This is a genomic window from Bremerella sp. TYQ1 (assembly GCF_020150455.1).
Taxonomy (GTDB): domain Bacteria; phylum Planctomycetota; class Planctomycetia; order Pirellulales; family Pirellulaceae; genus Bremerella; species Bremerella volcania_A.
Window position 1 is genome coordinate 470,105 of the sequence record NZ_CP083740.1, and the last position, 22,009, is coordinate 492,113.

Here is a 22,009-nt window from a genome sequence, read left to right on the forward strand (position 1 = left end):
GAAACCGTATAAACCCGATGCAAAATATGGCGTCGATCTAACAATGGGAAGATTCACCAGCCAAGCGAATCCTTTGCCGTGGCTCCGGCATCGAAACTAAATACTGGCTGGAATACGATTTGCAGCGTTGTCCAACCGAAAAACCGATTGAAGCTAATGGCAAAGCTCCTCCGTCTGGGGCATAGATAAGGGAAAAGGCAATCTGATGGCAGTCGATCCGATTTGCGGTATGACCGTCGAAGAATCGACACCCTGGCAAACCACCAAGGATGAGCAAAAGTTCTACTTCTGCTGTGAGCATTGCTTGCGCAAGTTCGAGTCGGACGGAGCATCGCAGTCCTCCCAGCCGCAGCTGGTGACTCTTGGCGAGAGCCCCGCACCGAAGAACTGTTGTCACAGCGGCGGTGACCATTCGCACGCCAGTCATGCCAACAAAAAGTCGTCGGCCAAGTACATCTGTCCCATGTGCGAAGGTGTCGAAAGCGACACGCCAGGCGACTGCCCAAAGTGTGGCATGGCATTGGAACGCAACCAGTCGGCCGGGCCGCAAACCAAGACAATCTATATCTGTCCGATGCATCCCGAAGTTCGCCAGGACGAGCCTGGCAGCTGCCCAAAGTGCGGAATGGATCTCGAACCCGAAACGATCACTGCCGAAGAGGAAGACGATCCGGAATTGAAATGGATGACGATCCGGTTCTGGATTGCGGCCGCGCTGACAATTCCGGTCTTTGCATTGGCAATGCTTCCGATGATGGGTGTCGAGCTTGGTGTCCCTCCTGAAGTTTCGCGATGGATTCAGCTGGTGTTGTCGACTCCGGTGGTCGTGTGGTGCGGCTGGCCGTTCTTCGTCCGCGGTGCGAAGTCGTTCATGACGATGAACTTGAATATGTTCACGCTCATTTCGCTGGGTGTCGCCGCGGCCTATTTGTTCAGCCTGGTCGCGACCCTCTTCCCCGGCGTCATTCCTGATGCGTTCCAGCATGGGGGCGAAGTACCGGTTTACTTCGAGGCCGCTTCGATGATTGTCGCGTTGGTTCTGTTGGGCCAAGTGATCGAACTTCGGGCACGGAAGAAAACAGGCAATGCTATTCGAGAGCTGATTAATCTTGCGCCACCAACCGCAAGGGTCATCGAAAACGGCGAGGAACGCGAGGTCCCTTTAAGCGAAGTCCACGAAGGGCAGGAAGTGAAGATCGTCCCAGGCGATAAGATCCCTGTCGACGGTGAAGTCATTTCCGGCAAGTCGACCGTAGACGAGTCGATGCTGACCGGCGAGGCTGATCCGGTGTCTAAGAACGAAGGAGACAACGTCATCGGCGGTACGGTTAATCAGGGAGGCACGCTCCGGATCCGCGCGACCAAAGTGGGCGAAGATTCGGTTCTTTCGCAGATTGTGCAAATGGTCGGTCAGGCTCAACGTAGCCGAGCACCGATTCAGCGACTTGCCGATACGGTTTCCGGTTACTTTGTGCCAGCGATTGTGGGTATTGCTGTCGTTACGTTTATTGCCTGGTCGATTTGGTCACCGGAAGAACCGAAGCTCGCCTACGCATTGCTCAATGCGGTCGCAGTGCTGATCGTCGCTTGCCCCTGTGCGTTAGGGCTTGCGACACCGATGTCGATTATGGTCGGTGTCGGACGCGGGGCGAAAGAAGGCGTGCTCGTTAAAGAAGCGGCCGGGCTCGAAACATTGCAGCAGGTCGATACCGTTGTCGTTGACAAAACAGGAACGTTGACCGAAGGGAAGCCTCGGCTCACGAAGTTAGAACCTGCCGACGGCGTTAGCGATGACGAACTGCTGAAGTATGCCGCGGCCGTCGAGCAGAACAGCGAGCACCCCATCGGACATGCGATCTTGCAGGAAGCAAAAGAAAAGAAGCTCGAGTTGCCTGACGTGACCGACTTTGATTCAACAACAGGGCAGGGCGTTCACGCAACCATCGACGGTAAAAAGGTCGTCTGCGGCAAGCCTTCGTTATTGAAGGATCACGGAATCACGTTCGACGCGGAAGGTTCTGCCGAAGGGACGAAAGTTTACCTTGGCATCGACGGCAAATATGCTGGAGCGTTGATTGTTAGCGATCCGCTAAAAGATACCACCGAAGACGCGATCAAAGCACTTCACGAAATGGGGCTACGCGTCATCATGATGACCGGCGACAATCCGAAAGTGGCCGAAGCGATCGCCAAGAAACTGAAGATCGACGACTTTCAGGCCGACCTTTCCCCGCAAGACAAGCATGATCGGATTCAGAAGCTACGGGACGAAGGAGCGATGGTGGCCATGGCAGGCGACGGGATTAATGATGCACCAGCACTTGCCGCCGCCGATGTGGGTATCGCCATGGGAACCGGAACCGACGTGGCCATCGAAAGTGCCGCGATTACGTTGATGGGTGGCGATTTAAATGGTGTCGTCAAAGCGTTTCGGCTTAGTCGCCGCGTGATGCAGAACATCCGGCAGAACTTGTTCTTTGCGTTATTCTATAACGGCCTTGGCGTTCCGATTGCTGCTGGCGTTTTGGTCCCCATCTTTGGTATGCACGCGCTGCTCAATCCGATGTTCGCCGCTGCCGCAATGAGTTTCAGCTCGGTCAGTGTTATCGGAAATGCGCTGCGACTTCGAGCCACCAATTTAACCGGAAAGTCGTAGCCGCTAGTCGTTGGGAGGCTCGATGACCGGTTTCGCCAACATGCGATCGACCGAGAGCGAACCGGCTCCGACAATCAGCAAATAAAGCGAACCGAGTAGCATCGAAAAATCGGTTCGCGCGGCATGGGCCATTTCCCAAAAGCCATCTTCGGCGAGCATCGGTAGCTTCGTCGTGGCGATTGCGACCAACATGATGGTGATCGTGGGCAGCACAGCAAGTCGCGTCAGCAAGCCGACGACAATCATTGCGCCGCACACAATCTCGAACGTGCCGACGAAGCTGCCCAGAAGTTCGGGCTCTGGCAGGCCAATCTTTTCAAAGCGTCCTGCTCCGCGCGTGGCTGGGTAAAGAAACTTCTGGATCCCCTCCGACAGAAAGACCAGACCAACCATCAAACGAATCAGCACAACGCTGAATCCGGCCGAACTAGCGAGCAGCTTGCGGAGCATGACGTAAACACCTGAGGTAGGAAGACTTGGGTAGGGAGCCCCCATCCTAACACACGCGGAACGCTATTTCAGTGGCCTGGCATCATCAAACCAGAAAGCTTAAAGCGAGGCGATTTCAGGAAGTCGATTTTCGGCAGATCAGCTGCGTGACGTAGGCATGGCCGGTGTGGTAGGTCCCTTCGGTCACATCGCGTTCCAGTTCGGCGGCATGCAGCGATTCGGTTCCCGCGAAGTGAGGCTGCAGTTTTTCAAGGGACATCAAACAGTCTTCGTCCTTGGGACCTCCGGTGCCATATTCAAGTTGCTTGGGATGATACGATTCGAGCAGGAAAACGCCCTTTTCTTTGAGTGAGTTCCATACCTTCGGATAGACATTCTTTCGCGAAGCGGAATCGATGTGGGCGAAAATCGAAACAACCGCATCCCAGCGATTCGTGCCGTAATCGAATTCATTCAGGTCGCAGATCGTATACGGCAGGCTAAATCCATGATCTTCGGCCAACTTCTCGGCCTTCTTTTTTCCTTCGGTGGAAAGATCGACAGCACTGACATCAAAACCTTGCTGTAGCAGGAACAGCGCGTTGCGACCTTCCCCTTCGGCAATGCAAAGAACGCGACCGCCGGGTGTGATGTGCTGAGTGGACTCGGCGAGGAATGTGTTCGGCTGCGTGCCATAGATGTACTGTTCTTGTCCGAACCGCTCGTTCCAAAAGTTTTGCACGTCCATCAAGCGAAGTCCTTTCGTGAAATTGAATCAGCCGACCGCCGGGCAACCCACGTTTGAATTAACAACGCTTGATAGATAAGCACCGGAGATTGAAAGCCACTGCTGGTCAGCAGCTTGGTTGTTTCTTCGTGGGAAAGCAAGCCGACATCGCGGCCAAGATGATCGGTCTTCGCTTCGATGCCAGCGACGCCATGCAAAGAGACCCAGTGCTGAACCAACTCGACATACTCTGGCGAAGCCATATCGGCCGCCAGATCGGCAGTTACCAGCGTTCCGCCAGGCTTTAAACGCTGCGCGATCTCGGTGAAATAGTGGCGACGCTCTTCGAGGTTCACAAAAAAGTGCGATACCAAAATACTTGTCGCCGCATCGAACGGATCGGCCGGTGGAAGTGTGCCCAGGTAGCCTTCGTGAAACGTGCAGCGGTCGGTGATCCCTGCCTCGGAAGCTCGCTTCTGGCACTGCTCCATCATCCCGGCAGAGGGTTCCACCACGATGAATTGCCATTGCGAGTGACGGCTTGCCATCGAGAGCAACTCGGCGCCTGTGCCTGCCCCGACGCACAGGATACGAGCTGCTGACGGTAACTTGTGCAGTACCGCGTCTAGCATGAGATGCTGGGCATCGTTGATTGCTGCCATGCCGGACCAACGCTCGTCGTAGGCGGCCGCATGTTGACGGTTGAAGTATTTCGCGGGGTCGGACTGCGTCATGCAAGAATTCCGGACGAACAGGCTGAAAATCAAACAATGTCCGGTTGGATGCCACGCGGATAGAAACGTTGCACCTCGCGGAGCGGAATTCCGAAAATTATTTCCGCTCCGCTGGCTTGGTAAGACAGCTTACTATCGGATGCCGTTATGCATCGTCGGATCGTTATCGTTCACCCCGTTACCTGCTGGTGACTCACGGTACGCCGTTTTCAAGGCCTCGATCATTTCGTGCGTTACGGTGCCACGAGTACGAATTTCGGTGGCAATAGCCCATGCGGCTTGCCACGTTGCTTTCGCTTTGAATTCGCCCCAATAGCTCGGCCACGTTTTGCTGAGTGTCTTTTGCAAGTACAGCATCTGCACGACATACGCGAGGCATTCCTCTTGGATAATCCGTGTGTAAACGCCATGTCCGCGACGGTAGTCAAAGCTGGCATGCACTGCTTCGTGAACGATATAGCTCAGATCGACCGGGGTTGTGCCGAGCGAAGAAAGAATGATTTCGTCATCTGCGGGAACATATTCGGCCGCGTGCGGGTGCGAGCGATTGAGCCGCGCGGTGATCCGTTTCGTATTCAGCAGGTAACCAATTTTGGAGAAATCGTGCCCGCTGATCGAAAGCCCTAAACCAGCCAACGAGACGTGCATGGAAGTGACGATCGACGAGTTGATTGTCTGCCGGCAAAGTGCCCAGGCATCCTCGTCTTCGCTGGTCGGCGGTGTCCAACTTGACGCGGGAATATAGACATATTGCTTCTGCGTGCAAGGCTTGCCGAAGTCGTAGTTTTTGTGATCTTTGGTCTCTTTCCGGCAACCGAGTAAGTGGTGCAAGCACCAGTTCACCTCGTCGGCGTTGCGGGTTTGAAAGTTGTAAACGATCAAATCCCATGGATCGGAACGACCATTCATCGCGGCCAAAATCCACCAATCGTCCGCGCCGGTAACCTCGACTCGTTTGGCGTAACCCTTTGGTGGAAACACCGGTTCGACGACCGGCTTTTTCAAATAAGGTGCCATGCTTCTCTTCCCCCATGCATGATGATGTTTGTCTGCCCAATAAGGATTAACGTGATGAAGCCGCGGCCGTTGCCAGAAAAACGTCTACGTTTTGGTCTATCTACGTCGGCAGACGCGAAGCAGCGTGGGAAAGTCTGGTTGAAAGCGACCGGAACAAATCGATAGACTGCCCAGTTGATAAGTGACCTAACGAAAAGGCATTGGCAATGATTCGTACTTCGGCGGCGTTTTTGACGGTAGTGGTTTTCGTCGTCTTGTTGATCGGCTTCGGTCTGTTTGCCTGGCGGACGCTGGTGTTTGCCCAACCAACCCCGGCGCGGTTTTCGTCGGTTCAACAAGCGGCAGTCCATGATCCCAGTCAGATCGCTGAACTTGTCGCGGAAAAAGGCTCTCCGGAAGGCGGGCATGATCGTATGGACGATCATTCGCCGCTTTGGTACGCCGTTCGGTTCGATAAGCCGGAATCGGTCGCGAAGTTGTTGGCACTCGGCGCCGATCCCAATCGTGCCACAGAAGAAGGAGAAAGTCCGCTCTTAACCGCCACGTTTTTAGGAACGAGCAACGCCGACACCGAGATTGTTCAGATGCTGCTCAAAGCTAAAGCGGACGTTAACGTGCGCGGTCCCGTGCATGGCCAAACGCCCCTTCATCGGGCCGTTGTTTCCGAGAACGAAGCGGTCGTCCGTATGCTGATCGACCACGGAGCGAACGTAAACCAGGTCGATGTTCGTGGGAACACGCCACTGCAAACAGCCGTCGTGAATGGAAGCATTCCGATTCTCGAGTTGCTGTTCGAAGCCAAAGCCGACCCCGAGATCCGCAACGAAGCAGGTTTTCGACCAATCGATCAGTTGAATTCCTGTTCCAACCCGGAAGAAGTTCAAGCCGTTTTTCGTAAGCACGACGCCGATAGCGAACGCCGCCCCCCAGTAAAATCCAACGACTAAACTCAATTCCTTTTTTCTGAATCCGTATGAACTCCAACGTCGATCAATACATCGCAGATCACCCGCAGTGGAAGTCAGAACTTACCGCGTTGCGGAAGATTCTACTGGCTTCGGAGTTGACCGAAGACTGGAAGTGGCGAGCCCCTTGCTACACGCTCGATGGCAAGAACGTCGCGATGCTTGCGGCGTTCAAGAACGATTGCGTCCTCAGCTTTTTCAAAGGTGCTTTACTGAAGGATCCTGAGGGAATTCTCGTCAAGCCTGGCGAAAACTCTCAGTCTGCCCGCGTCGTTCGCTTTACCTCCAACACCCAGGTGAAAGAGCGAAAGTCGGCGCTGCAAATGTATCTGGCCGAAGCGGCCGAGAACGAGCGATCCGGCAAACAGGTCGCTACCTCAAACAAGGCCGATCCATATCCCGCAGAATTGACCGCCAAGCTCGACGAAGACCCGCAACTGAAGACCGCATTCGAGGCCCTGACGCCAGGACGGCAGCGTGCCTATGTCATGTTCTTCTCCGCCGCCAAGCAGTCGAAGACACGCACAACCCGTATCGAAAAGTTCGTTCCACGGATCCTGGATGGCAAAGGGATGAACGACTGCGTCTGCGGGCTAACCAAGAAACCACCGGGATGCGACGGCTCGCACAACCAAGCGAAGTAACGAACCACCCCAGAACGAAATCGTGATTGATGAACATCGACGAAACAGCTTCCGACGAAGGACGCTCGACGCCGCCAGCAAAGAATAGTCGTTGGTTGCAAGTCTCGCTGCTGACCATTTTGCTTCTCTTGGCTATCGTTGCTCTGATCATTTCGCACGTGCAGATGTCTTGGCAAATGGAAGCCAACAACGAGGCCATGGTTGCCATGAAGGCGGAATTGACGAAGCTTCGCAAAGAGGTGGGCTATCTCGAGATCGACGACCCTACCCAGGTGCACGTCGTCTCAGTAACGAAGCGAGAGGGGCTCGTCTGGCAATGGCGCGTGTTTATCCCGGAAGGGAAAGAGTTCCGAGCCTATGTCGGGACGAAGCATTCCGCCGGTGGAAGTGTTACGTCGAACTTATCTCTCGATCCCGGAGAAAGCAGAATCGACATGTCTGTCTATCGCGATCACGAAGGCAAATGGCAAGGAGAGCTATCCGTTAAATCAGGCAATCGCTCCACGTCGGCAACCAGTCCTGTCCACGATGACTTCATTCAATGGTTGAAGACATCTGCGTCCTACACCGGCGGAATTTCTCCCGGCGAGGGCACGAAGGTTTACTCGCCGAAGGCAACGATCAAACTCCTCAATAAAACTGCCCAATCCAGAAACCACGTCGCGAAAAATCCACCGTCATCCGGCGAAAAACAATCGGTTCAATCCGCCGAGATCAACGTTTGGATCGCACCGCGGAAAAAGAAAGTTTAGATAGGTAGGGCCCGCCCGAAAGCGCAAAAAACAACGGCAAGATAGCACCGCCAGAGGCTGGTCAGTGCCACCTTGCCGTTTGCGCGAGACGCATTTATTTCGGTGGATTACTTACTTGTGAGCGCGAAGTTGGCTTCGTCGGTTCCGTAGTCGGGAACCTCGAAAGTTAGCTCCGTCCCTTCGTAATAACGGGCCGGCAGGTATTCTTTTACCAGGATCACGTCAGGGTTTTCTTCGTCGCGAACTTCGCCACAGATGAAAACTTTGTGCTTGCCAATCATGGCGCCTGGCTTGCCGGTGTTTGTGTTCAACTCGAACTGTCCCTGGTCGTCGGTAATGCAGAACGATACCGGGCCGACGATAGCGTTATCTCCCTTTTTCTCGGGCGTGAAAATCACGCGAGCCGTCTTCAGCGGTTCGCCGTCGAGTGTCACCAGTCCCGATACAGGGGCACACGCAAAGGGATCTTTCGAGCAGCCTGAGCAAGCGGCCAACAAAGCGACGGCCGCCACGATCAAACTGCCAGACTTCGCGATGCGCGAGAGTGAGTGTTCGTTACGCGGCATTACCATTCTCCTATCACGGCGCCATCGGTGCGGCGAGCCAGACCGGCGACGGTGGCCCAGTCGGTGTATTCGCTCAGGAAACGAACCGAACCATCGGTCAGCGTCACGTTCACGCCGCCAGGATGTTGGCTGTTGACCCCCAGCGATGCGCCATAGGTTCCTTTCGGCGAGTTGATCGCATAGAGCGTCACTTCAGTCGCAGAACCAGCGAAGCGGCCGAGCACGTGTTGGCTCGATCCGGCTCCAAACACTTTCGGCACACCAATCCAAATGGCACCACCTTCTTCACGTTGACCAGAGCCACGCGTGGTGACACTGTCTCGCTCGGCGAAGTAAATGGTGTGGCTCGTACCATCGGTGAAGTCGCGGAACTTCAAGTCGCTTTGATAACCAGCAACGCCGCGGACGGTCGAGCTCTTACTGAATTTCGCACCGTTGACATGTGTCGTGCCGACATTGGCAACGTAGTTCGACTTGGCCATCCGTTCCGTCTCGGGCTGATCGCGGTCGGCGTAATAAGCGCCTTGATAGAAGTACGGATTCAGGGGTGGGCCAGGATCGGAAGGACAGACATACGCAGAGATCTCGTGCTGCGCTTCGGCCGAGGTCCAAGGGGTCGTGAAATCAAGCGAATCGTGAATGGCCGACTGTTCGATGAACGGCAGGATGAACGCACCCCAGCCGTAGCCGTTGTCCCAGTTCATCCAGTCGTTGATATTCACATTCGGATCGCGTGGGTGCAGATATCCTGGCGGAAAGATTGAGAACGTGTCGTGATAGTTGTGAATGGCCAGGCCTAGCTGCTTCATGTTATTGGTGCAGCTCATGCGGCGAGCCGCTTCGCGAGCTTGTTGCACGGCAGGCAAAAGCAAGGCAATCAAGACACCAATGATGGCGATGACCACCAACAATTCAACCAACGTAAATGCCGCATTCTTTTGGGAATAGCGACGGCTTGCCTCATGTCTCATGAGTCGATTCTCCAAATTGATAATTGCGTGAGTTGAGGGCGGGGCTTATGAAAAACAATGCAGGGCATGATGGGGAATCGAAGCGGAAGCGAATGCGATTGAGAAATCCTTTCGTTTGAAATGGCCATCGATATGAATGTTGGTATAGGAATGAGTGCGCGAATTAGTTGCGCGGATCGTACAACTCGGCGGAAATGGTGCTGCCGTATAGCGGATAGTCGACACGTAATCGCCAACATTCGTATTGGCTGATGTCTATACCGGCTTGCTCGGCGACGCTTTCGATTAACTCGGGGTATCGTTTGTATTCTTTTAAGGGTTTTGGGCCTTTGCCCATCGGCTCGAATTCCAAGCGTGACGGCAAAACTCGTTCAATCCCCGGTGGAGCGGCTCGATCGCTGGACGAACTACCGACCATCGTTTCGACACGTGGAAGCCAATCGTCGGCAAAGCCTGGTTCGATCAGCTCGTCACACACGTACGACTTGACCGGCAATTCAATGTGCAGACGTGTCGAAAACTGACCTTCGCGGCCTTCCGGATGCGGAATGTTGTAGTAGCGAGTACCAAACAGCAACGTCGACTCGGCGGTCGCACCGACCGAGCCATGCATTAAGTTGCCGTAAATCCAACCTGAGTCGCCATGAACCATTTCGACCGTCGGATTGGCTGGCGAACAAAACGACGACAACAAGTAACCTTCGGCGTCTTGCTGACCTCGTAAATTCGTACGCGCGATATCAGATTGGTAGCTGACGCCATCGTCTCGTTTCCGGAACGTCCGCGATTGATAGACGTTGATTCGTTCCATCTCCCACAGCAGCCGAAGATCGACGACGCCACCCACAACGCTGGAGTCAACGGCATCGCGGTTCTCTGGCATGCGCCTCACGATGCTCGACCGCAGTAGCAGACCCGCTTGGACGCCCAACATGTGGCTCATGCCGCGAAAGACATTTCGTCGATGTTGCAGTTCTTTCGCATGCCACTGATCTCCTTTGCCAGCGGCCGAGATCATCGAGTTGAAACAGACCCGATCGCCAGCATGCCGCTGCACGAGTGTTTCAAATGCACCATGCGCTTCGAGCAGCGGAGTCGTTGCTTCAGACGCGACACCCACGCCATGGGCCCCTTCGACAAACCGTTCTATGGAAACGCGGGAGGGAACCTGAGGTGCGTTTTCCAGTGGATCGCCCGACTCGGATACTTTGACCAACTGCCAGGCCAGCGTTCGATCGAGCCCGAGCATTCGTTCCAAGTCGCCTGACTTCTTGACGCCGCCAAGCTCTCGCAAAACCACGGTCAGCTGTTCCTGGAGTTCGCGAAGGACCGCCGTCGACTCCGACAGGAATGTCGAGTTCACAGCAGTACGGGTCTTCGATCGAACACGAGTAACAGACACAGAAATCTTTCCTTTGAGGGATCACATCGACCGGCATGCTATGGACGTGAACAACGGAACTAACCCGGGAAATCACATCCGAAACAATAAAAACGGCATCACTCTGGGGGAGGCGTTTGCCGGTCGATGCACGCCAATATGTGTTTTTAAAAACAGATTGTAAATACTGAAAAGGGGAGAACTAATCGATTTTTGTGACATTTCCCCACGCTACACGAACAGCGCATGACCACTCGGAGGGGGTAAGCGAAAGAATGTGGATACGCAGAACTCAGATGTTCCCGAGAGCAATCGCATGGACCAATACGGAATCGAAATCTGAATGCCGATCCGTCGTGACCAAGCAGGGAAGGGCCCGAGCAGAATGCCGGGCCGTCGATGTCGCTCCGTCAGGATTGGCAGACATCAAGTTGACTGAAAAGAAACATGCCGGCAGATAGCTCTTCGTTCCGACGTCGCCGAAGCAACTCGACCGCGCCGGCAACACGTCTCAGCCTACCATGTAAGCAATCGTGAAAGTATTGATAAAGTCTGCGCGAAGTCTACGTCTAATGTGTACGAAGTACAAGCGAAATCAGACGAAATATGGTGGGAATTTACAAGAAGTCTTGTGGCCGAAATCCCTTAGTTGGCGGACAACGCCCCGCTACGTTCCATCCCTTCCGGCATGTCTCCAGTACCGCCGACGAGCGTCGTGTTCCACTCAGCACCAATCATCACGCAGTTGATGCCTGATCCGATCCCCAACAGGGCAACGTTCTGACCGGCTTCAATGAACTGCGTTTGAGTCGCCAAGGCAAGCGTTGTCGGCAGCGCGGCGGCTCCAGTGTTACCGAGCCACTGAACGGTCGCAAAGTCGTTATCAATCGGCAGTTGCAGCTTTTCCAGGACGAGCTTGCGATGCGTCAGGCCAACTTGATGGCAGATAGTCCGCTGAATCTGATCGGTCGACCAACCGGTCTCGCCCAGGAAGTCGGCGAAAGTAGCAGCGCCAGTCGCAATTCCTTCCGCCATCAACTTCTCGGAATCGGTTTGCATCAAAGGGTTTCCGACGCCAGTCTCGTTCTTGCCGGCGATGCTATGGCAAAGATCGTGGTGCTGCGTATGAGCCCGAGCACTTGCCGCGACCAGTTGGTTTCCGGTACGACTTAACTCCTTATGGCACAGCACCATAGCACAACTGGCCGAGCCAATCGTCAACGAGGCCACCGCTAACTTGATATCGTTTCGGCTGAGATTTTCGCTGTTGTTGAGAGTCTCGATCGTGTTATCGACCAAGTGCCGCCCACTCTCGGTTCCTACGACAATGCCAGCTTTGATCTGACCGAGCTCGATCATGTTCGCGATCTGGATCGCCCCGTTCAAAATGCCGAGACACGCATTGCTAACGTCATATACCACACAGTCTTGCGGCAATCCTAAAGCATGGTGCACGCGACACGCGGTGGCTGGCTCGAGAAAGTCTCGGCATACGGAACCATGGATCAATGCGCCAACGTCGGCCGGATCTAAACCTGTCGCTGCCATGGCGTTACGTGCCGAGTGAATACTCACGTCGCCAGGCTGCACGACATCGGGGAAAAACCGTCGCTGCGAGATCCCCGTCATCAACTCCAAACGCCCTTCGGGTAGTCTCAGACGCTCGTAAAGGGGCGCAAGCCGCTGTTCAATCTCGGCGGAGGTGACAATTTCATCAGGCAGGCAGTAGCCCAGCCCTTCGATACAGACGTTCTGGTATTTCATGCCGACCTAGCAGCGGAAAAGAGGTGCCCTTAAAGCCCATATCATAGCCGTTTTGTGTGCAAGAGAGAACCAACCAGAGGCTGGGAATCTAATCGATTCTCAGAGCGTGACGCTTGGATGAAGTCGCCGCTAGCTGGAAGATATGGACAAGCAATGTCACATGCAACACAAGATGTGGAAAAAACTTGGCAAGCTTTAACGGATCGGTAGACTCTCCGCATCTTGTGATTGATCTGGGAACGCAGCGGAACGTTGCGATCTGATCAAGGCTCATGATAGGGAGGTCATTGCTTCAGCCAAAACCCAGGACGGGTCTCTGCGAAAGCTTGGTGGGCAAGCGCCAAGATATGCGTGTCGGACTACACGCTTACATATCGGCAGCTTACCGACAGAAGTTTGGACGAACTTCGTTACAGCCAAGCACTTATCGCAAATACTTCTTTCTGGATCAAGCCGAAGTTATTGATCAAACAGGCCTTGGGAAGATCTTCGTTTACTACAGCGCATGACGCGCCCGAGGAGTCCCCAGATGTTTTCCAAACCTGTTATCGGTTTGAATGCCAACTTTCGGAATGCAACCCACGATCGGCCTGCATTCTCCTTCATTTCTGCCGGATACTTTGATGCAGTCATTCGCGCAGGTGGGATTCCCGTGGTCCTTCCTCCGGTTTCGACCCCAGAAGACCAGCAAGCTGTTTTGCAGCGACTGGATGGTGTCGTCATGATCGGTGGTCCAGACTTGGATCCTAATCGGGACGGGTTCATGCGTCACGCTTCCATCCGCATGATGGAGCCACGTCGTGAAGAAGCCGACCGATCAATGATGAAATTGATCGCTCAGATGCGTTTGCCAGTGTTTGGCATTGGTGTCGGTATGCAATTGATCAATGTCGCTATGGGCGGCAATTTGTTCATGCACATTCCGGAAGACCTGCCGGGCGCATTGCCGCATCACGATACGATCGACAAGCATCATCGCCATGGGCTGGAAGTAACCCCTGGCACGCTGATGGAAAAGATCTTCGGTGACGGCGAAGTTCGTGTGAACAGCAGCCATCACATGGCCATCGACGAGTTGGCACCAGGTTTCATCGCCTCGGCACGTAGCCCAGACGGCGTCGTCGAAGCCATCGAGTCGATTCACGAAGATTGGTTCGCGATCGGAACCCAGTTCCATCCGGAAGCCGAGTCGGCTTCTGCCCTCGATCAGCGCATTTTTGAAGAGTTCGTCGAAGGCGTCGTGGCCGTCAAGGCCGGCGGTGTCCGAGTCGCTGCTGCTTAACTCGGGTTCAACCCGCACGATCAGCATGGGGTAAGCAGGAATCGCAGGCCAATGGTTCCTGCTTCCCCCTCTTTATCTTCAATACAATTCACCTTTACGCATTGGGACAGGGATGCCCAAGACACTCGGATTCTCGAGTTTCGCGGATCATGCGCGGCGCTACTTTGTTGGCACGGCGATGACTCCCTGTCTGCGCTTTATGAGTGCGGCGATCTTGAAGGTTGATGGCCGCGGCTTGAATGCTTGTTTCGATGTCATTCATCAATTGAATGTTCGCACCCCGCCGGATGTACGTTCGTTACTTGAACAGGGCGGTGCAGGGCTTACCACGGGAACTCAACTACCCGGAATGGCCGCGCGGTTGGTCTCGGAACTACAAGTCGTTAATGTTGAACGTCTGCTGAACACGTCTGGAATTTCAGCAGAGAAAGTCACTGCCATCGGTCAACGTGGGCCTGGCATGGCACGCGAGTACTGGAAGCAGACTGGCACCGCTATTTCAATTGGCGATCCGACGATTCTCGCCGAAGCGACTGGGGTGACGGTGATCGATCACTTCGAGCAGCGCGACATTACCAAGGGTGGTGATGCAACCGGTCTGGATGTCTTGCCGATGTGGCTACTGCTGACCAAGGCGGTTGATTCGGTTAGTGCTCGGCCGATTGTCGTTGTACGGCTTGATCAAGAAATTGAACTGTTCTATTTACCTGCTCGACGGAAGAATCGGCCTATTCCAGCAATCGCCTATCGGAATATCGGACCAGGCTTTTCTTTGCTTCAAAGACTGCAAAACACTTGCGACCGTTCCAGTCCTGTGGATGCAGTCGAAAACACAGATTCTGCCTCTGTGTTCGAGCGTGCATTGGAGGATGTGGTTGGTCATACGTCTGATCGGCAGTTGGGTGAAATTGCCGATCGCATCGTCGCCGAGGCACCCGACGTATTACGATCGCCTACCTCTCTTAACCGCGCGATGGAAGAATTCTGGAGTGAGCGTATTCACCGAGAGGTAGTGAACCAGTTTCCAACTTCTCCAGAGCTCGCCGAGATAATTATTCTAGGGCGAGGAGCTCGTCGTGAAGCTCTTGTGCAGCAGTTGGCTGACAAATTCGAGAGCGTTCCATTGACGACAGAAATTACACGTAGTTGGATTTCCGGTTCCGTCGGTGCATCCGTGGCGGCAATTTTCGCGGCGCTGAATGTTGATCAGATCAGCGGCAATTTACCTGACCTGACAGGGGCGAACGCGGCTCGAGTTTTAGGCCGCATCACGCCAGGCAACCCGGGCAACTGGCGTGGCGTTCTTGCTCAGATGGAAATGGCGGCGCGACAAACGATGCCACTCCGCGAAGCAATCTAAAGCGAGAATTACAGCTCGATCTTCGTGCCGAGCACTTTCAGGAATTCCCGGATCCAAGCAGGATGGGCCGGCCATGCAGGGCCAGTGACTAGCTTGCCATCAACATGAGCGTTATCGAACGTTTCGCTCGGAGGAAGGCTTTCTCCCCCACCAATAACGACTTCTGGTCCAACGGCTGGATAAGGACAAACCGTTTTGCCTTTGAGGACACCAGCGGCGGCGAGAATTTGTGGGCCATGACAAATCGCGGCGATGGGTTTGTCGGCTTCCGAAAAGTGCTTGACCATGGCCAGCACTTTGTCGTTCAACCGTAAGTATTCCGGAGCACGTCCGCCTGGAATTATCAACGCGTCGAAACTGGCGACGTCGATTTCATCGAATGTGGCATTCAGTTGGAAGTTGTGTCCTGGCTTCTCGGTGTAGGTCTGGTGACCCTCGAAGTCATGGATAGCCGTTGCGACGGTGTCGCCTGACTTTTTGTCGGGGCAAACGGCGGAGACTTCGTGGCCAACCATCAACAGCATCTGGAATGGGACCATCACTTCGTAGTCTTCCACGAAGTCGCCGACGAGCATCAAAATCTTCTTAGCAGGCATATCGAGGTGCATCTCCTGAGGGAAACAATTTAGTGGGCAGCGCTTCGTTGCTGAATGAAATCAACGACATCGCTCACCGACTGGATATCGGCAAACTCATCATAATCGATCGAAAAGCCAAAGCGTTTTTCGATCTCACAGACGAGCTCGATCAACTCGAAAGAATCGGGAACGAGATCTTCGGCCAAAGAGCTATCCATGCGAACGACATCAGGACGGATGTTACGCGTCTGAGCGATCTTCTCACGGATCCATTCGAACACTTCTCGGTCTTGCACGGCATTAGGTCCTTATCGTCCGAAAGCTGGGCAGGTAGTTCCGCCTACGGATACGAACCCTCTGACGCTTCTGGCCCAAGCGGCCTACGAGAGTTCTATGGAAGTGGTCGGCATGATTTTAGCAGATCTTCTCTCTTACTTTCGAGGTATTCCGAGGTTGTTCGACGTTAGTTTGTCCAAGCGGATCAACGCGAAACGGTAAAAAAGGCAAAGAAAAACGATTAGATAGAGTGGTGCGTGTAGGTCGTGGCTGCCGATAAGCAAGGCGTGAAAGGCAGTTTTGCTAGCACTTCGGTGCGGCAACGCCCAGTCATGACGATTATTCCATCCCCCCTGAAGAGAACCGATGAGAGAGAGTACTCCCCTATATCTCCTCGCGACCGGCTCACGCAGTGACATTGAAGGTGGTCGTTGGCAGTTTGTTTTGCGTCGCTCCGATGGCCGCTTCGAGATTGCCGAGTCCGACTTCGAGATGAACCACTTTGGTGATCGTGTTGCTTTGCTGGCCGTCGTACGAGGCCTGGAAGCGATTCCTGAGCCAAGCCGAGTTCAGTTGCTTACGCCTTCGCGATATATCCTCAACGGCATCCGTCATGGTCTTTGCACTTGGGAAGACCAGGACTTCAAGATCGAGCGACTTGGTCGGCGTATTGCCGTTCGCAACCATGACTTGTGGTCGCGTGTCGCCCAGGCACGGCAGTTTCATCAAATCAACGCGAAATACAGCGAGTCGTCCCTGACGGACACCAACCGGGCCGAACAATGGTCCGAGGTAGCCACCCTGGGTGACGACATCGAGTTCGCATTGCATCAGGCCCAGCGAGAAATAGAAGGCCGTAGTAAGCCTCGATCGCTCGCAACGTGTGCCTAGCTCGTGCGTTACCAACGTACATCATTCGTAATCTCCCCCAACAGGAAGACACCCAGCAAGCCGGCGCAACGGCAAGGAGTAGGACGTGCATACCATTGGTAGTTTGGGTAAAATATCGGACATCATTGAAGGTTGTTCTGACAATCCGAGCAGTTTCCTGGGACCGCATCCCGTGGAAGAGGCCGGAACGAAATCCGCGGCGGTTCGAGCCTACCTGCCCGGAAAAGAGCAGGCCTGGTTATTCCATCCGGGACACGGACAGAGCGTGCCGATGAACAAGATTCATCCAGCCGGTTTGTTTGAAGTGATGTGTCCGATGGATGGCGTTACGGAAAAAGGCCAGTATCAACTTCGAATTGACGGCGGAAGCGGCCAGATGAAAACATTGCACGACCCCTACGCGTTCCCTTCTATTTTCACCGGCTTCGATCTTCACCTTCTCGGGGAAGGGAAGCACTGGAGTTCGTACGAAAAGATGGGTGCCCATCTTCGTACGGTGAACGGCGTTACCGGCGTGAATTTCGCTGTCTGGGCACCGAACGCCAAAGCAGTCTCGGTGGTTGGTGATTTCAACGACTGGGATGCACGAAGCCATCAGATGAACCGCATCGGTAGCAGCGGCATCTGGGAGCTGTTCATTCCCGGAATGGCTGCCGGCGAAAAGTACAAATATCGCGTTCGCCAAGCCGATCGAGCGGTCGACAAGTGCGATCCGTATGGCTTCGCAGCCGAGATGCCACCTCGCACGGCATCGGTTGTCGCCGACCTGTCGGTGCACAATTGGAACGACCAGGAATGGATGGAACGTCGTGCCAACGAAGACCAACTGTCCAAGCCAATGTCGGTTTATGAAGTGCATCTGGGAAGTTGGCAGCGAAACGTGGAAGAAGAGCATGGTTGGTTCAACTATCGCTATCTTGCCCACGAATTGGTCAAGTATTGCAAAGAACAGAACCATACTCACATTGAATTGATGCCGGTTTCCGAGCATCCCTTCACCGGCAGCTGGGGTTATCAAACCGTTGGCTATTACGCCATCACCAGCCGTTACGGCTCGCCGGAAGACTTCATGTACTTCGTCGACTACTGCCACCAAAACGGTTTGGCAGTGATTCTCGACTGGGTTCCAGCTCACTTCCCGAAAGACGATCATGGCCTTCGTCGCTTCGACGGCACCGCACTGTACGAACACGAAGATCCACGTCGGGGCGAGCATCCTGACTGGGGAACGTTGATCTTCAACTATGGCCGTAACGAAGTTCGGAACTTCCTCGTTTCCAACGCTTTGTTCCTGTTCGACAAGTACCACATCGATGGTCTACGCGTCGATGCGGTCGCTTCGATGCTGTATCTCGACTACAGCCGCGAAGGGGACAACTGGTTGCCTAACGAATTTGGTGGCCGCGAGAATCTCGAAGCGATCACCTTCATGAAGGAATTCAACGAGCAGTCGCATCTGCAGCATCCAGGCGTGATGACGATTGCCGAAGAATCGACCGCGTGGGGTGGTGTGTCGCGACCAACGTACGACGGCGGTCTCGGTTTCAGCTTGAAATGGAACATGGGCTGGATGAACGACACGCTGCGATTCATGCGAAAGGACCCTGTCTATCGCAAGCATCACCATGGCGAGTTGACGTTCAGCTTGATCTACGCGTTCACCGAAAACTTCGTGTTGCCGCTTTCGCACGACGAAGTGGTGCATGGTAAGGGATCGCTTTTGGATCAGATGCCAGGCGACATGTGGCAGCGATTCGCAAACCTCCGATTGCTCTATTCGTACATGTGGACACATCCCGGGAAGAAGTTGATCTTCATGGGAGATGAAATTGGCCAGTGGAACGAGTGGAACCTGGAGGCTGGTTTACAATGGGACTTGCTGGAATGGGAATCGCACCAAGGGGTTCAAAAGTTGATCTCCGACCTGAACGCGATGCTTGTCCACGAGCCGGCACTGCACGAAGTTGACTTCACCGAAGATGGCTTCGAGTGGATTGACTGCGATGACTGGGAAAACAGCGTGATCAGTTATGTCCGTAAGGGAAAGAATCCCGAAGACTTCGTCGCGGTGGTTTGTAACTTCACGCCGAACTCTCGCGAAAACTATCGCATGGGCGTCCCAATGCCAGGCACTTACGCCGAAGTGTTCAACTCGGACAATGCTCGTTATGCGGGAAGCGATGTGATCAATACGGACGATATCCGCTCCGAGAACATCGGTTGGAATGGTCGCGAGCACTCGATCCAGTTCCGATTGCCTCCGATGGCAACGGTGGTGCTCAAGCCGGTTCGCTAGACCGACGGAACAAACCATAAAAAAAGGGCCGGCAGAATTGCCGGCCCTTTTTTCGTTCTTGTTCGCAACGAGGTACTACGAGTTGGAATCGAGATCCATCGGATCGATCTTCCAGTCGATACGTTTTGGATCGAAGAAGTCGAGCAGCATCGCTCGCGTGACCATGTTTTCTTCTTGCGAAGCATACATCGAGACGCTTGCTGGAAGGGTGCCTTGGATGGCAGCCATCATGTTGTCACGCAACTGTTCGTTCGTTTCGGCCGAAGTGGTGATCAGCGAAACATAGTAGACATCTTCCGCAGCGTTCGGAGCGACCGTCGCGGAGCCAACTGGGGCACTGAATAATGCTTCCATGGTGGCCTGAGAGATGTCTTCGATCCCGGGAATCGTCCCTAGTGTCAGGTTCTGTCCCGCCGACAGCTGATTGAAGTAGGTGACGTTCTCGGCCACAACAACTTCGGCTCCAGCTTCCGTTGCTGCTTTGTTCAAGTCATCGGCTGACTTGATCTGCTCGGCCAATTTCTCGGCATGTTCTTCGGCCAGCTTCGAAGCTTCTTGCTCTTTCCAAGCCTTGACGACTAGGTCTTTGACGTCGTCCAGCTTTGGAGCATAGCCTTCTTGCATTTCCGTCTTCCAAAAGACGTATTGGATTTCAGGTTCGACGTTCTGACGGAACATCATCGAGCTTTGCGAGGCGCCTGGGAACAAGCGAGGCTGGAACAGCGGACTGTTCGACTGGAAGGCCTCGGCAACAAGCGAACGGTTGATCGTTCGCAGGCCGCTCGTTTGATCGAAGGTGTAGTCGACATGCACGGCTTCCTGGGCAAATGCCGACTGCGAAGCATCGTAGAAATCAGAAAGTGGCATCGCACCGAACGTAAGGCCGAGGCGTGTCGCGAGCTTTTCGATTTCGTTGGAATCGTAAGGAGAATCCTTTTTACCGGTTTCCAGGTAACGGAACTCTTCGTATTTAGCTTGCAGCACACCACGAATCTCGGCCATCGCTTCGCTCATATTCTTTTGAGCAATCGGTTGAGCCAAGCGGGTACGGATCTGATCTTGGACTTCTGCAAGTGGCTTGTACTCGATTGGACCTTCTTCCATGGGCGTCTCTTCCATAGGAGCTGCAGCGTCCGTCGTTTCAGGAGCCGCATCTTCCATCGGAGCTTCTTCCGCTGGTTTTTCTTCCTCGGCGGGACTCTCGCCTTCTTCCTGAAGGAAGCTGACAAGCTGGATATCGTTGTCCGTTTGCTTCATCGAGGAGTCTTCAGCTTCAGGTTCTTCGGTCGCTGGAGCTTCCGATTCTTCCGAAGGCTTAGCCTCTTCGGCTGGTTTCTCTTCCTCTGGCGTTTCCTCAGCAGGAGCATCTTCTTTGGACTCCTCCATAGGTTCAGCGGCCGGTTCTTCTTTCTTCATTTCTTCCGCCGGTTGCTCATCGGAAGCAGGCTCTTTGCTTTCCTCTTGCATCGGCTGGGCTTCTTCCGTGGAAGGCGTTTCCGACATCGGAGCGGCGTCTTCTGATTCGGTCGAAGCTTCTGGTTCCGAGGAAGGAAGCTGTGGCTTACGGAAAGAATCTTTGTTCTCGTCGTAGTACTTGGCGACTTCTTCGTCGGTGATATCGGCTTTGGCGATGTTGACGAAGTCTTGGATGTCACCCTTCACGTAAGCCAACGAAATCTTGTCCAACTGCATAAAACCAATTTGGTTCATGCTGGGGTTGGCTGGCTGATGCTTGTACTTGTTAAACAGCTCTTCGATTTGCTCGCTGGTAGGGCTACCAACTTTATCCATGAAGTCCTTGGAAGAAACCGGGAACATCTCGGTCGAGATGGTTCGGTTCATGTTGCGATAGGCGACCCAAGCTGCCGATGGCGTAACAACGCGCCCGTCACGGAAGACAAGTGCTTGAAGCTTCTGGGCCATCAATACTTCGCGGACCATCTCGAAGAAGTGGTCGTACGTGATGCCGCGACCTTCGCCGCCGGTGACCATTCCGAGGATGGCGTTGTAATCGTAATCGCTCAAGCGACCGCCGGCCGTTTCTCGCATGAAATCGCGAACGGCTTGATCGTCAACAACCATACCGAGCTCTTCGGCTCTTTTGACCCAGGCATAATACAGAACCGCTTCTTCGGCTCCGACGGGCTGATACTGAGGCCCGCCAGGGTTTTGCTGACTTGCTGGAATGATGCGAACGCCAGGAATAGGTGGCATAGGGGCTTTAGGCGAACCTTGCAGCACGAGCGAACGACCGATTGCTTCGGCCATCACACGAGCCACGACCTCGTATTTGCTGACGAGGTTTTGCACGTCTGGGCGGTAAAGTTCTTCACCGTCGACTTCGACGACGACATCGCCCCGTTCGTTTTCGACTTGCTGGCTGAAGAAACCAAACTGCAAAATGGGCGGCAAGACGACGAAGGCGACCATCAACAGGGCGCCGAAAACGACCATCAAGATTTTCTGGTTATCGCGGAAGACTTTGAACGGAGTGGCCATTGTCGCCTATCGAAAAATGGAACCGCCGGTGGGGTGTTAAAATGTCCCGCCCCCTTGACATATTGAATCAAGTCGCACTATTGATGCTTTGCGGGAATGAACAATTCGAACGATTGTAGGGGCAATCGTCGTTTGTACAATCCCAATCAAGGCCCGCAAACGCAGCAGCGGCTTTCCTTTAGGTCTGTTTGCCGCGAAATTTGCGAGACGCACGAAAGCTT

Annotated in this window: 19 protein-coding genes; 8 read left to right on the top strand and 11 right to left on the bottom strand. The window is 54.2% G+C overall.

The features are described from left to right. Positions 1-205 precede the first annotated feature (205 nt). Positions 206-2,656, top strand: coding sequence for a heavy metal translocating P-type ATPase (locus LA756_RS01795; RefSeq protein WP_224438177.1), 2,451 nt, complete (start codon positions 206-208; stop codon positions 2,654-2,656). Between the two features lie 3 nt (positions 2,657-2,659). Here the strand turns inward: LA756_RS01795 and LA756_RS01800 are convergent, their stop codons facing one another. From LA756_RS01800 to LA756_RS01815, 4 genes are all read right to left on the bottom strand, one after another. After that, positions 2,660-3,106 (bottom strand): DoxX family protein, encoded by a 447-nt coding sequence (locus tag LA756_RS01800; RefSeq protein WP_224438178.1) that lies wholly within the window; start codon positions 3,104-3,106, stop codon positions 2,660-2,662. Between the two features lie 115 nt (positions 3,107-3,221). Then, positions 3,222-3,833 carry a cyclopropane-fatty-acyl-phospholipid synthase family protein gene (locus LA756_RS01805; protein ID WP_224438179.1) on the bottom strand — a complete coding sequence of 204 codons (612 nt, stop codon included), beginning with the start codon at positions 3,831-3,833 and terminating at the stop codon, positions 3,222-3,224. Next, the gene (locus tag LA756_RS01810; RefSeq protein ID WP_224438180.1) at positions 3,833-4,546 is read right to left on the bottom strand and encodes a class I SAM-dependent methyltransferase; all 714 of its coding nucleotides are present in this window, start codon (positions 4,544-4,546) and stop codon (positions 3,833-3,835) included. The genes LA756_RS01805 and LA756_RS01810 overlap by 1 nt, the downstream gene beginning before the upstream one ends. A gap of 132 nt (positions 4,547-4,678) precedes the next feature. Beyond that, positions 4,679-5,563, bottom strand: a complete 885-nt coding sequence (locus tag LA756_RS01815) for a hypothetical protein (protein WP_224438181.1) — start codon at positions 5,561-5,563, stop codon at positions 4,679-4,681. A 206-nt stretch (positions 5,564-5,769) separates the two neighbouring features. On the opposite strand from LA756_RS01815, the gene LA756_RS01820 reads away from it, so the two are divergent. From LA756_RS01820 to LA756_RS01830, 3 genes are read left to right on the top strand one after another with little or no spacing between them, the layout of a single operon-like run. Further along, positions 5,770-6,510 carry an ankyrin repeat domain-containing protein gene (locus LA756_RS01820; RefSeq protein ID WP_224438182.1) on the top strand — a complete coding sequence of 247 codons (741 nt, stop codon included), beginning with the start codon at positions 5,770-5,772 and terminating at the stop codon, positions 6,508-6,510. A 26-nt stretch (positions 6,511-6,536) separates the two neighbouring features. Beyond that, a complete protein-coding gene (locus tag LA756_RS01825; RefSeq protein ID WP_224438183.1) occupies positions 6,537-7,172 on the top strand; it encodes a YdeI/OmpD-associated family protein in 636 nt (211 codons plus the stop codon). A 29-nt stretch (positions 7,173-7,201) separates the two neighbouring features. Beyond that, entirely contained in the window at positions 7,202-7,924 is a 723-nt protein-coding gene (locus tag LA756_RS01830; RefSeq protein ID WP_224438184.1) for a hypothetical protein, read from the top strand. Between the two features lie 107 nt (positions 7,925-8,031). Here the strand turns inward: LA756_RS01830 and LA756_RS01835 are convergent, their stop codons facing one another. The 4 genes from LA756_RS01835 to LA756_RS01850 all read right to left on the bottom strand — a co-directional run bounded on the left by LA756_RS01835 (position 8,032) and on the right by LA756_RS01850 (position 12,606). Next, positions 8,032-8,490 (bottom strand): hypothetical protein, encoded by a 459-nt coding sequence (locus LA756_RS01835; protein WP_224438185.1) that lies wholly within the window; start codon positions 8,488-8,490, stop codon positions 8,032-8,034. Beyond that, the gene (locus LA756_RS01840) at positions 8,490-9,461 is read right to left on the bottom strand and encodes a DUF1559 domain-containing protein (RefSeq protein WP_224438186.1); all 972 of its coding nucleotides are present in this window, start codon (positions 9,459-9,461) and stop codon (positions 8,490-8,492) included. Before LA756_RS01840 ends, LA756_RS01835 begins: the two co-directional genes overlap by 1 nt. A 163-nt stretch (positions 9,462-9,624) precedes the next feature. Beyond that, entirely contained in the window at positions 9,625-10,863 is a 1,239-nt protein-coding gene (locus LA756_RS01845; protein ID WP_224438187.1) for a hypothetical protein, read from the bottom strand. Between the two features lie 624 nt (positions 10,864-11,487). Continuing rightward, entirely contained in the window at positions 11,488-12,606 is a 1,119-nt protein-coding gene (locus LA756_RS01850) for a 3-oxoacyl-ACP synthase III (RefSeq protein ID WP_224438188.1), read from the bottom strand. A gap of 529 nt (positions 12,607-13,135) precedes the next feature. Between LA756_RS01850 and LA756_RS01855 the strand changes: the two genes are divergently transcribed. Together LA756_RS01855 and LA756_RS01860 are read left to right on the top strand one after the other, a co-directional pair. Beyond that, positions 13,136-13,888, top strand: coding sequence for a gamma-glutamyl-gamma-aminobutyrate hydrolase family protein (locus tag LA756_RS01855; RefSeq protein ID WP_224438189.1), 753 nt, complete (start codon positions 13,136-13,138; stop codon positions 13,886-13,888). A gap of 178 nt (positions 13,889-14,066) precedes the next feature. Continuing rightward, positions 14,067-15,248, top strand: coding sequence for an anhydro-N-acetylmuramic acid kinase (locus LA756_RS01860; protein ID WP_224438190.1), 1,182 nt, complete (start codon positions 14,067-14,069; stop codon positions 15,246-15,248). Positions 15,249-15,256: 8 nt separating this feature from the next. Here the strand turns inward: LA756_RS01860 and LA756_RS01865 are convergent, their stop codons facing one another. Both LA756_RS01865 and LA756_RS01870 read right to left on the bottom strand, forming a co-directional pair. Next, positions 15,257-15,844 carry a DJ-1/PfpI family protein gene (locus LA756_RS01865; RefSeq protein ID WP_224438191.1) on the bottom strand — a complete coding sequence of 196 codons (588 nt, stop codon included), beginning with the start codon at positions 15,842-15,844 and terminating at the stop codon, positions 15,257-15,259. Between the two features lie 29 nt (positions 15,845-15,873). Continuing rightward, complete coding sequence (locus tag LA756_RS01870; protein WP_224438192.1) at positions 15,874-16,122, bottom strand: acyl carrier protein; 249 nt, start codon at positions 16,120-16,122, stop codon at positions 15,874-15,876. Positions 16,123-16,468: 346 nt separating this feature from the next. Here LA756_RS01870 and LA756_RS01875 point away from each other — a divergent pair, with 346 nt between their 5' ends. Both LA756_RS01875 and glgB read left to right on the top strand, forming a co-directional pair. Further along, the gene (locus tag LA756_RS01875; protein ID WP_224438193.1) at positions 16,469-16,993 is read left to right on the top strand and encodes an RNase H family protein; all 525 of its coding nucleotides are present in this window, start codon (positions 16,469-16,471) and stop codon (positions 16,991-16,993) included. Between the two features lie 85 nt (positions 16,994-17,078). Further along, a complete protein-coding gene (glgB, locus tag LA756_RS01880) occupies positions 17,079-19,289 on the top strand; it encodes a 1,4-alpha-glucan branching protein GlgB (RefSeq protein WP_224438194.1) in 2,211 nt (736 codons plus the stop codon). Positions 19,290-19,364: 75 nt separating this feature from the next. Here the strand turns inward: glgB and LA756_RS01885 are convergent, their stop codons facing one another. Beyond that, positions 19,365-21,788: a hypothetical protein gene (locus LA756_RS01885; protein WP_224438195.1), complete on the bottom strand. Its 2,424-nt coding sequence runs from the start codon at positions 21,786-21,788 to the stop codon at positions 19,365-19,367. Between the last annotated feature and the right edge of the window lie 221 nt (positions 21,789-22,009).

Excerpts from the sequence above, each read along its gene's own strand:
- LA756_RS01875 (WP_224438193.1), top strand. The coding sequence starts at position 16,469 with ATGAGAGAGAGTACTCCCCTATATCTCCTCGCGACCGGCTCACGCAGT.
- LA756_RS01830 (WP_224438184.1), top strand. The coding sequence starts at position 7,202 with ATGAACATCGACGAAACAGCTTCCGACGAAGGACGCTCGACGCCGCCA.
- LA756_RS01855 (WP_224438189.1), top strand. The coding sequence starts at position 13,136 with ATGTTTTCCAAACCTGTTATCGGTTTGAATGCCAACTTTCGGAATGCA.
- LA756_RS01885 (WP_224438195.1), bottom strand. The coding sequence starts at position 21,788 with ATGGCCACTCCGTTCAAAGTCTTCCGCGATAACCAGAAAATCTTGATG.
- LA756_RS01810 (WP_224438180.1), bottom strand. The coding sequence starts at position 4,546 with ATGACGCAGTCCGACCCCGCGAAATACTTCAACCGTCAACATGCGGCC.
- LA756_RS01815 (WP_224438181.1), bottom strand. The coding sequence starts at position 5,563 with ATGGCACCTTATTTGAAAAAGCCGGTCGTCGAACCGGTGTTTCCACCA.
- LA756_RS01860 (WP_224438190.1), top strand. The coding sequence starts at position 14,067 with ATGACTCCCTGTCTGCGCTTTATGAGTGCGGCGATCTTGAAGGTTGAT.
- LA756_RS01835 (WP_224438185.1), bottom strand. The coding sequence starts at position 8,490 with ATGCCGCGTAACGAACACTCACTCTCGCGCATCGCGAAGTCTGGCAGT.
- LA756_RS01865 (WP_224438191.1), bottom strand. The coding sequence starts at position 15,844 with ATGCCTGCTAAGAAGATTTTGATGCTCGTCGGCGACTTCGTGGAAGAC.
- LA756_RS01805 (WP_224438179.1), bottom strand. The coding sequence starts at position 3,833 with ATGGACGTGCAAAACTTTTGGAACGAGCGGTTCGGACAAGAACAGTAC.
- LA756_RS01800 (WP_224438178.1), bottom strand. The coding sequence starts at position 3,106 with ATGCTCCGCAAGCTGCTCGCTAGTTCGGCCGGATTCAGCGTTGTGCTG.
- LA756_RS01840 (WP_224438186.1), bottom strand. The coding sequence starts at position 9,461 with ATGAGACATGAGGCAAGCCGTCGCTATTCCCAAAAGAATGCGGCATTT.
- LA756_RS01825 (WP_224438183.1), top strand. The coding sequence starts at position 6,537 with ATGAACTCCAACGTCGATCAATACATCGCAGATCACCCGCAGTGGAAG.
- LA756_RS01820 (WP_224438182.1), top strand. The coding sequence starts at position 5,770 with ATGATTCGTACTTCGGCGGCGTTTTTGACGGTAGTGGTTTTCGTCGTC.
- LA756_RS01795 (WP_224438177.1), top strand. The coding sequence starts at position 206 with ATGGCAGTCGATCCGATTTGCGGTATGACCGTCGAAGAATCGACACCC.
- LA756_RS01850 (WP_224438188.1), bottom strand. The coding sequence starts at position 12,606 with ATGAAATACCAGAACGTCTGTATCGAAGGGCTGGGCTACTGCCTGCCT.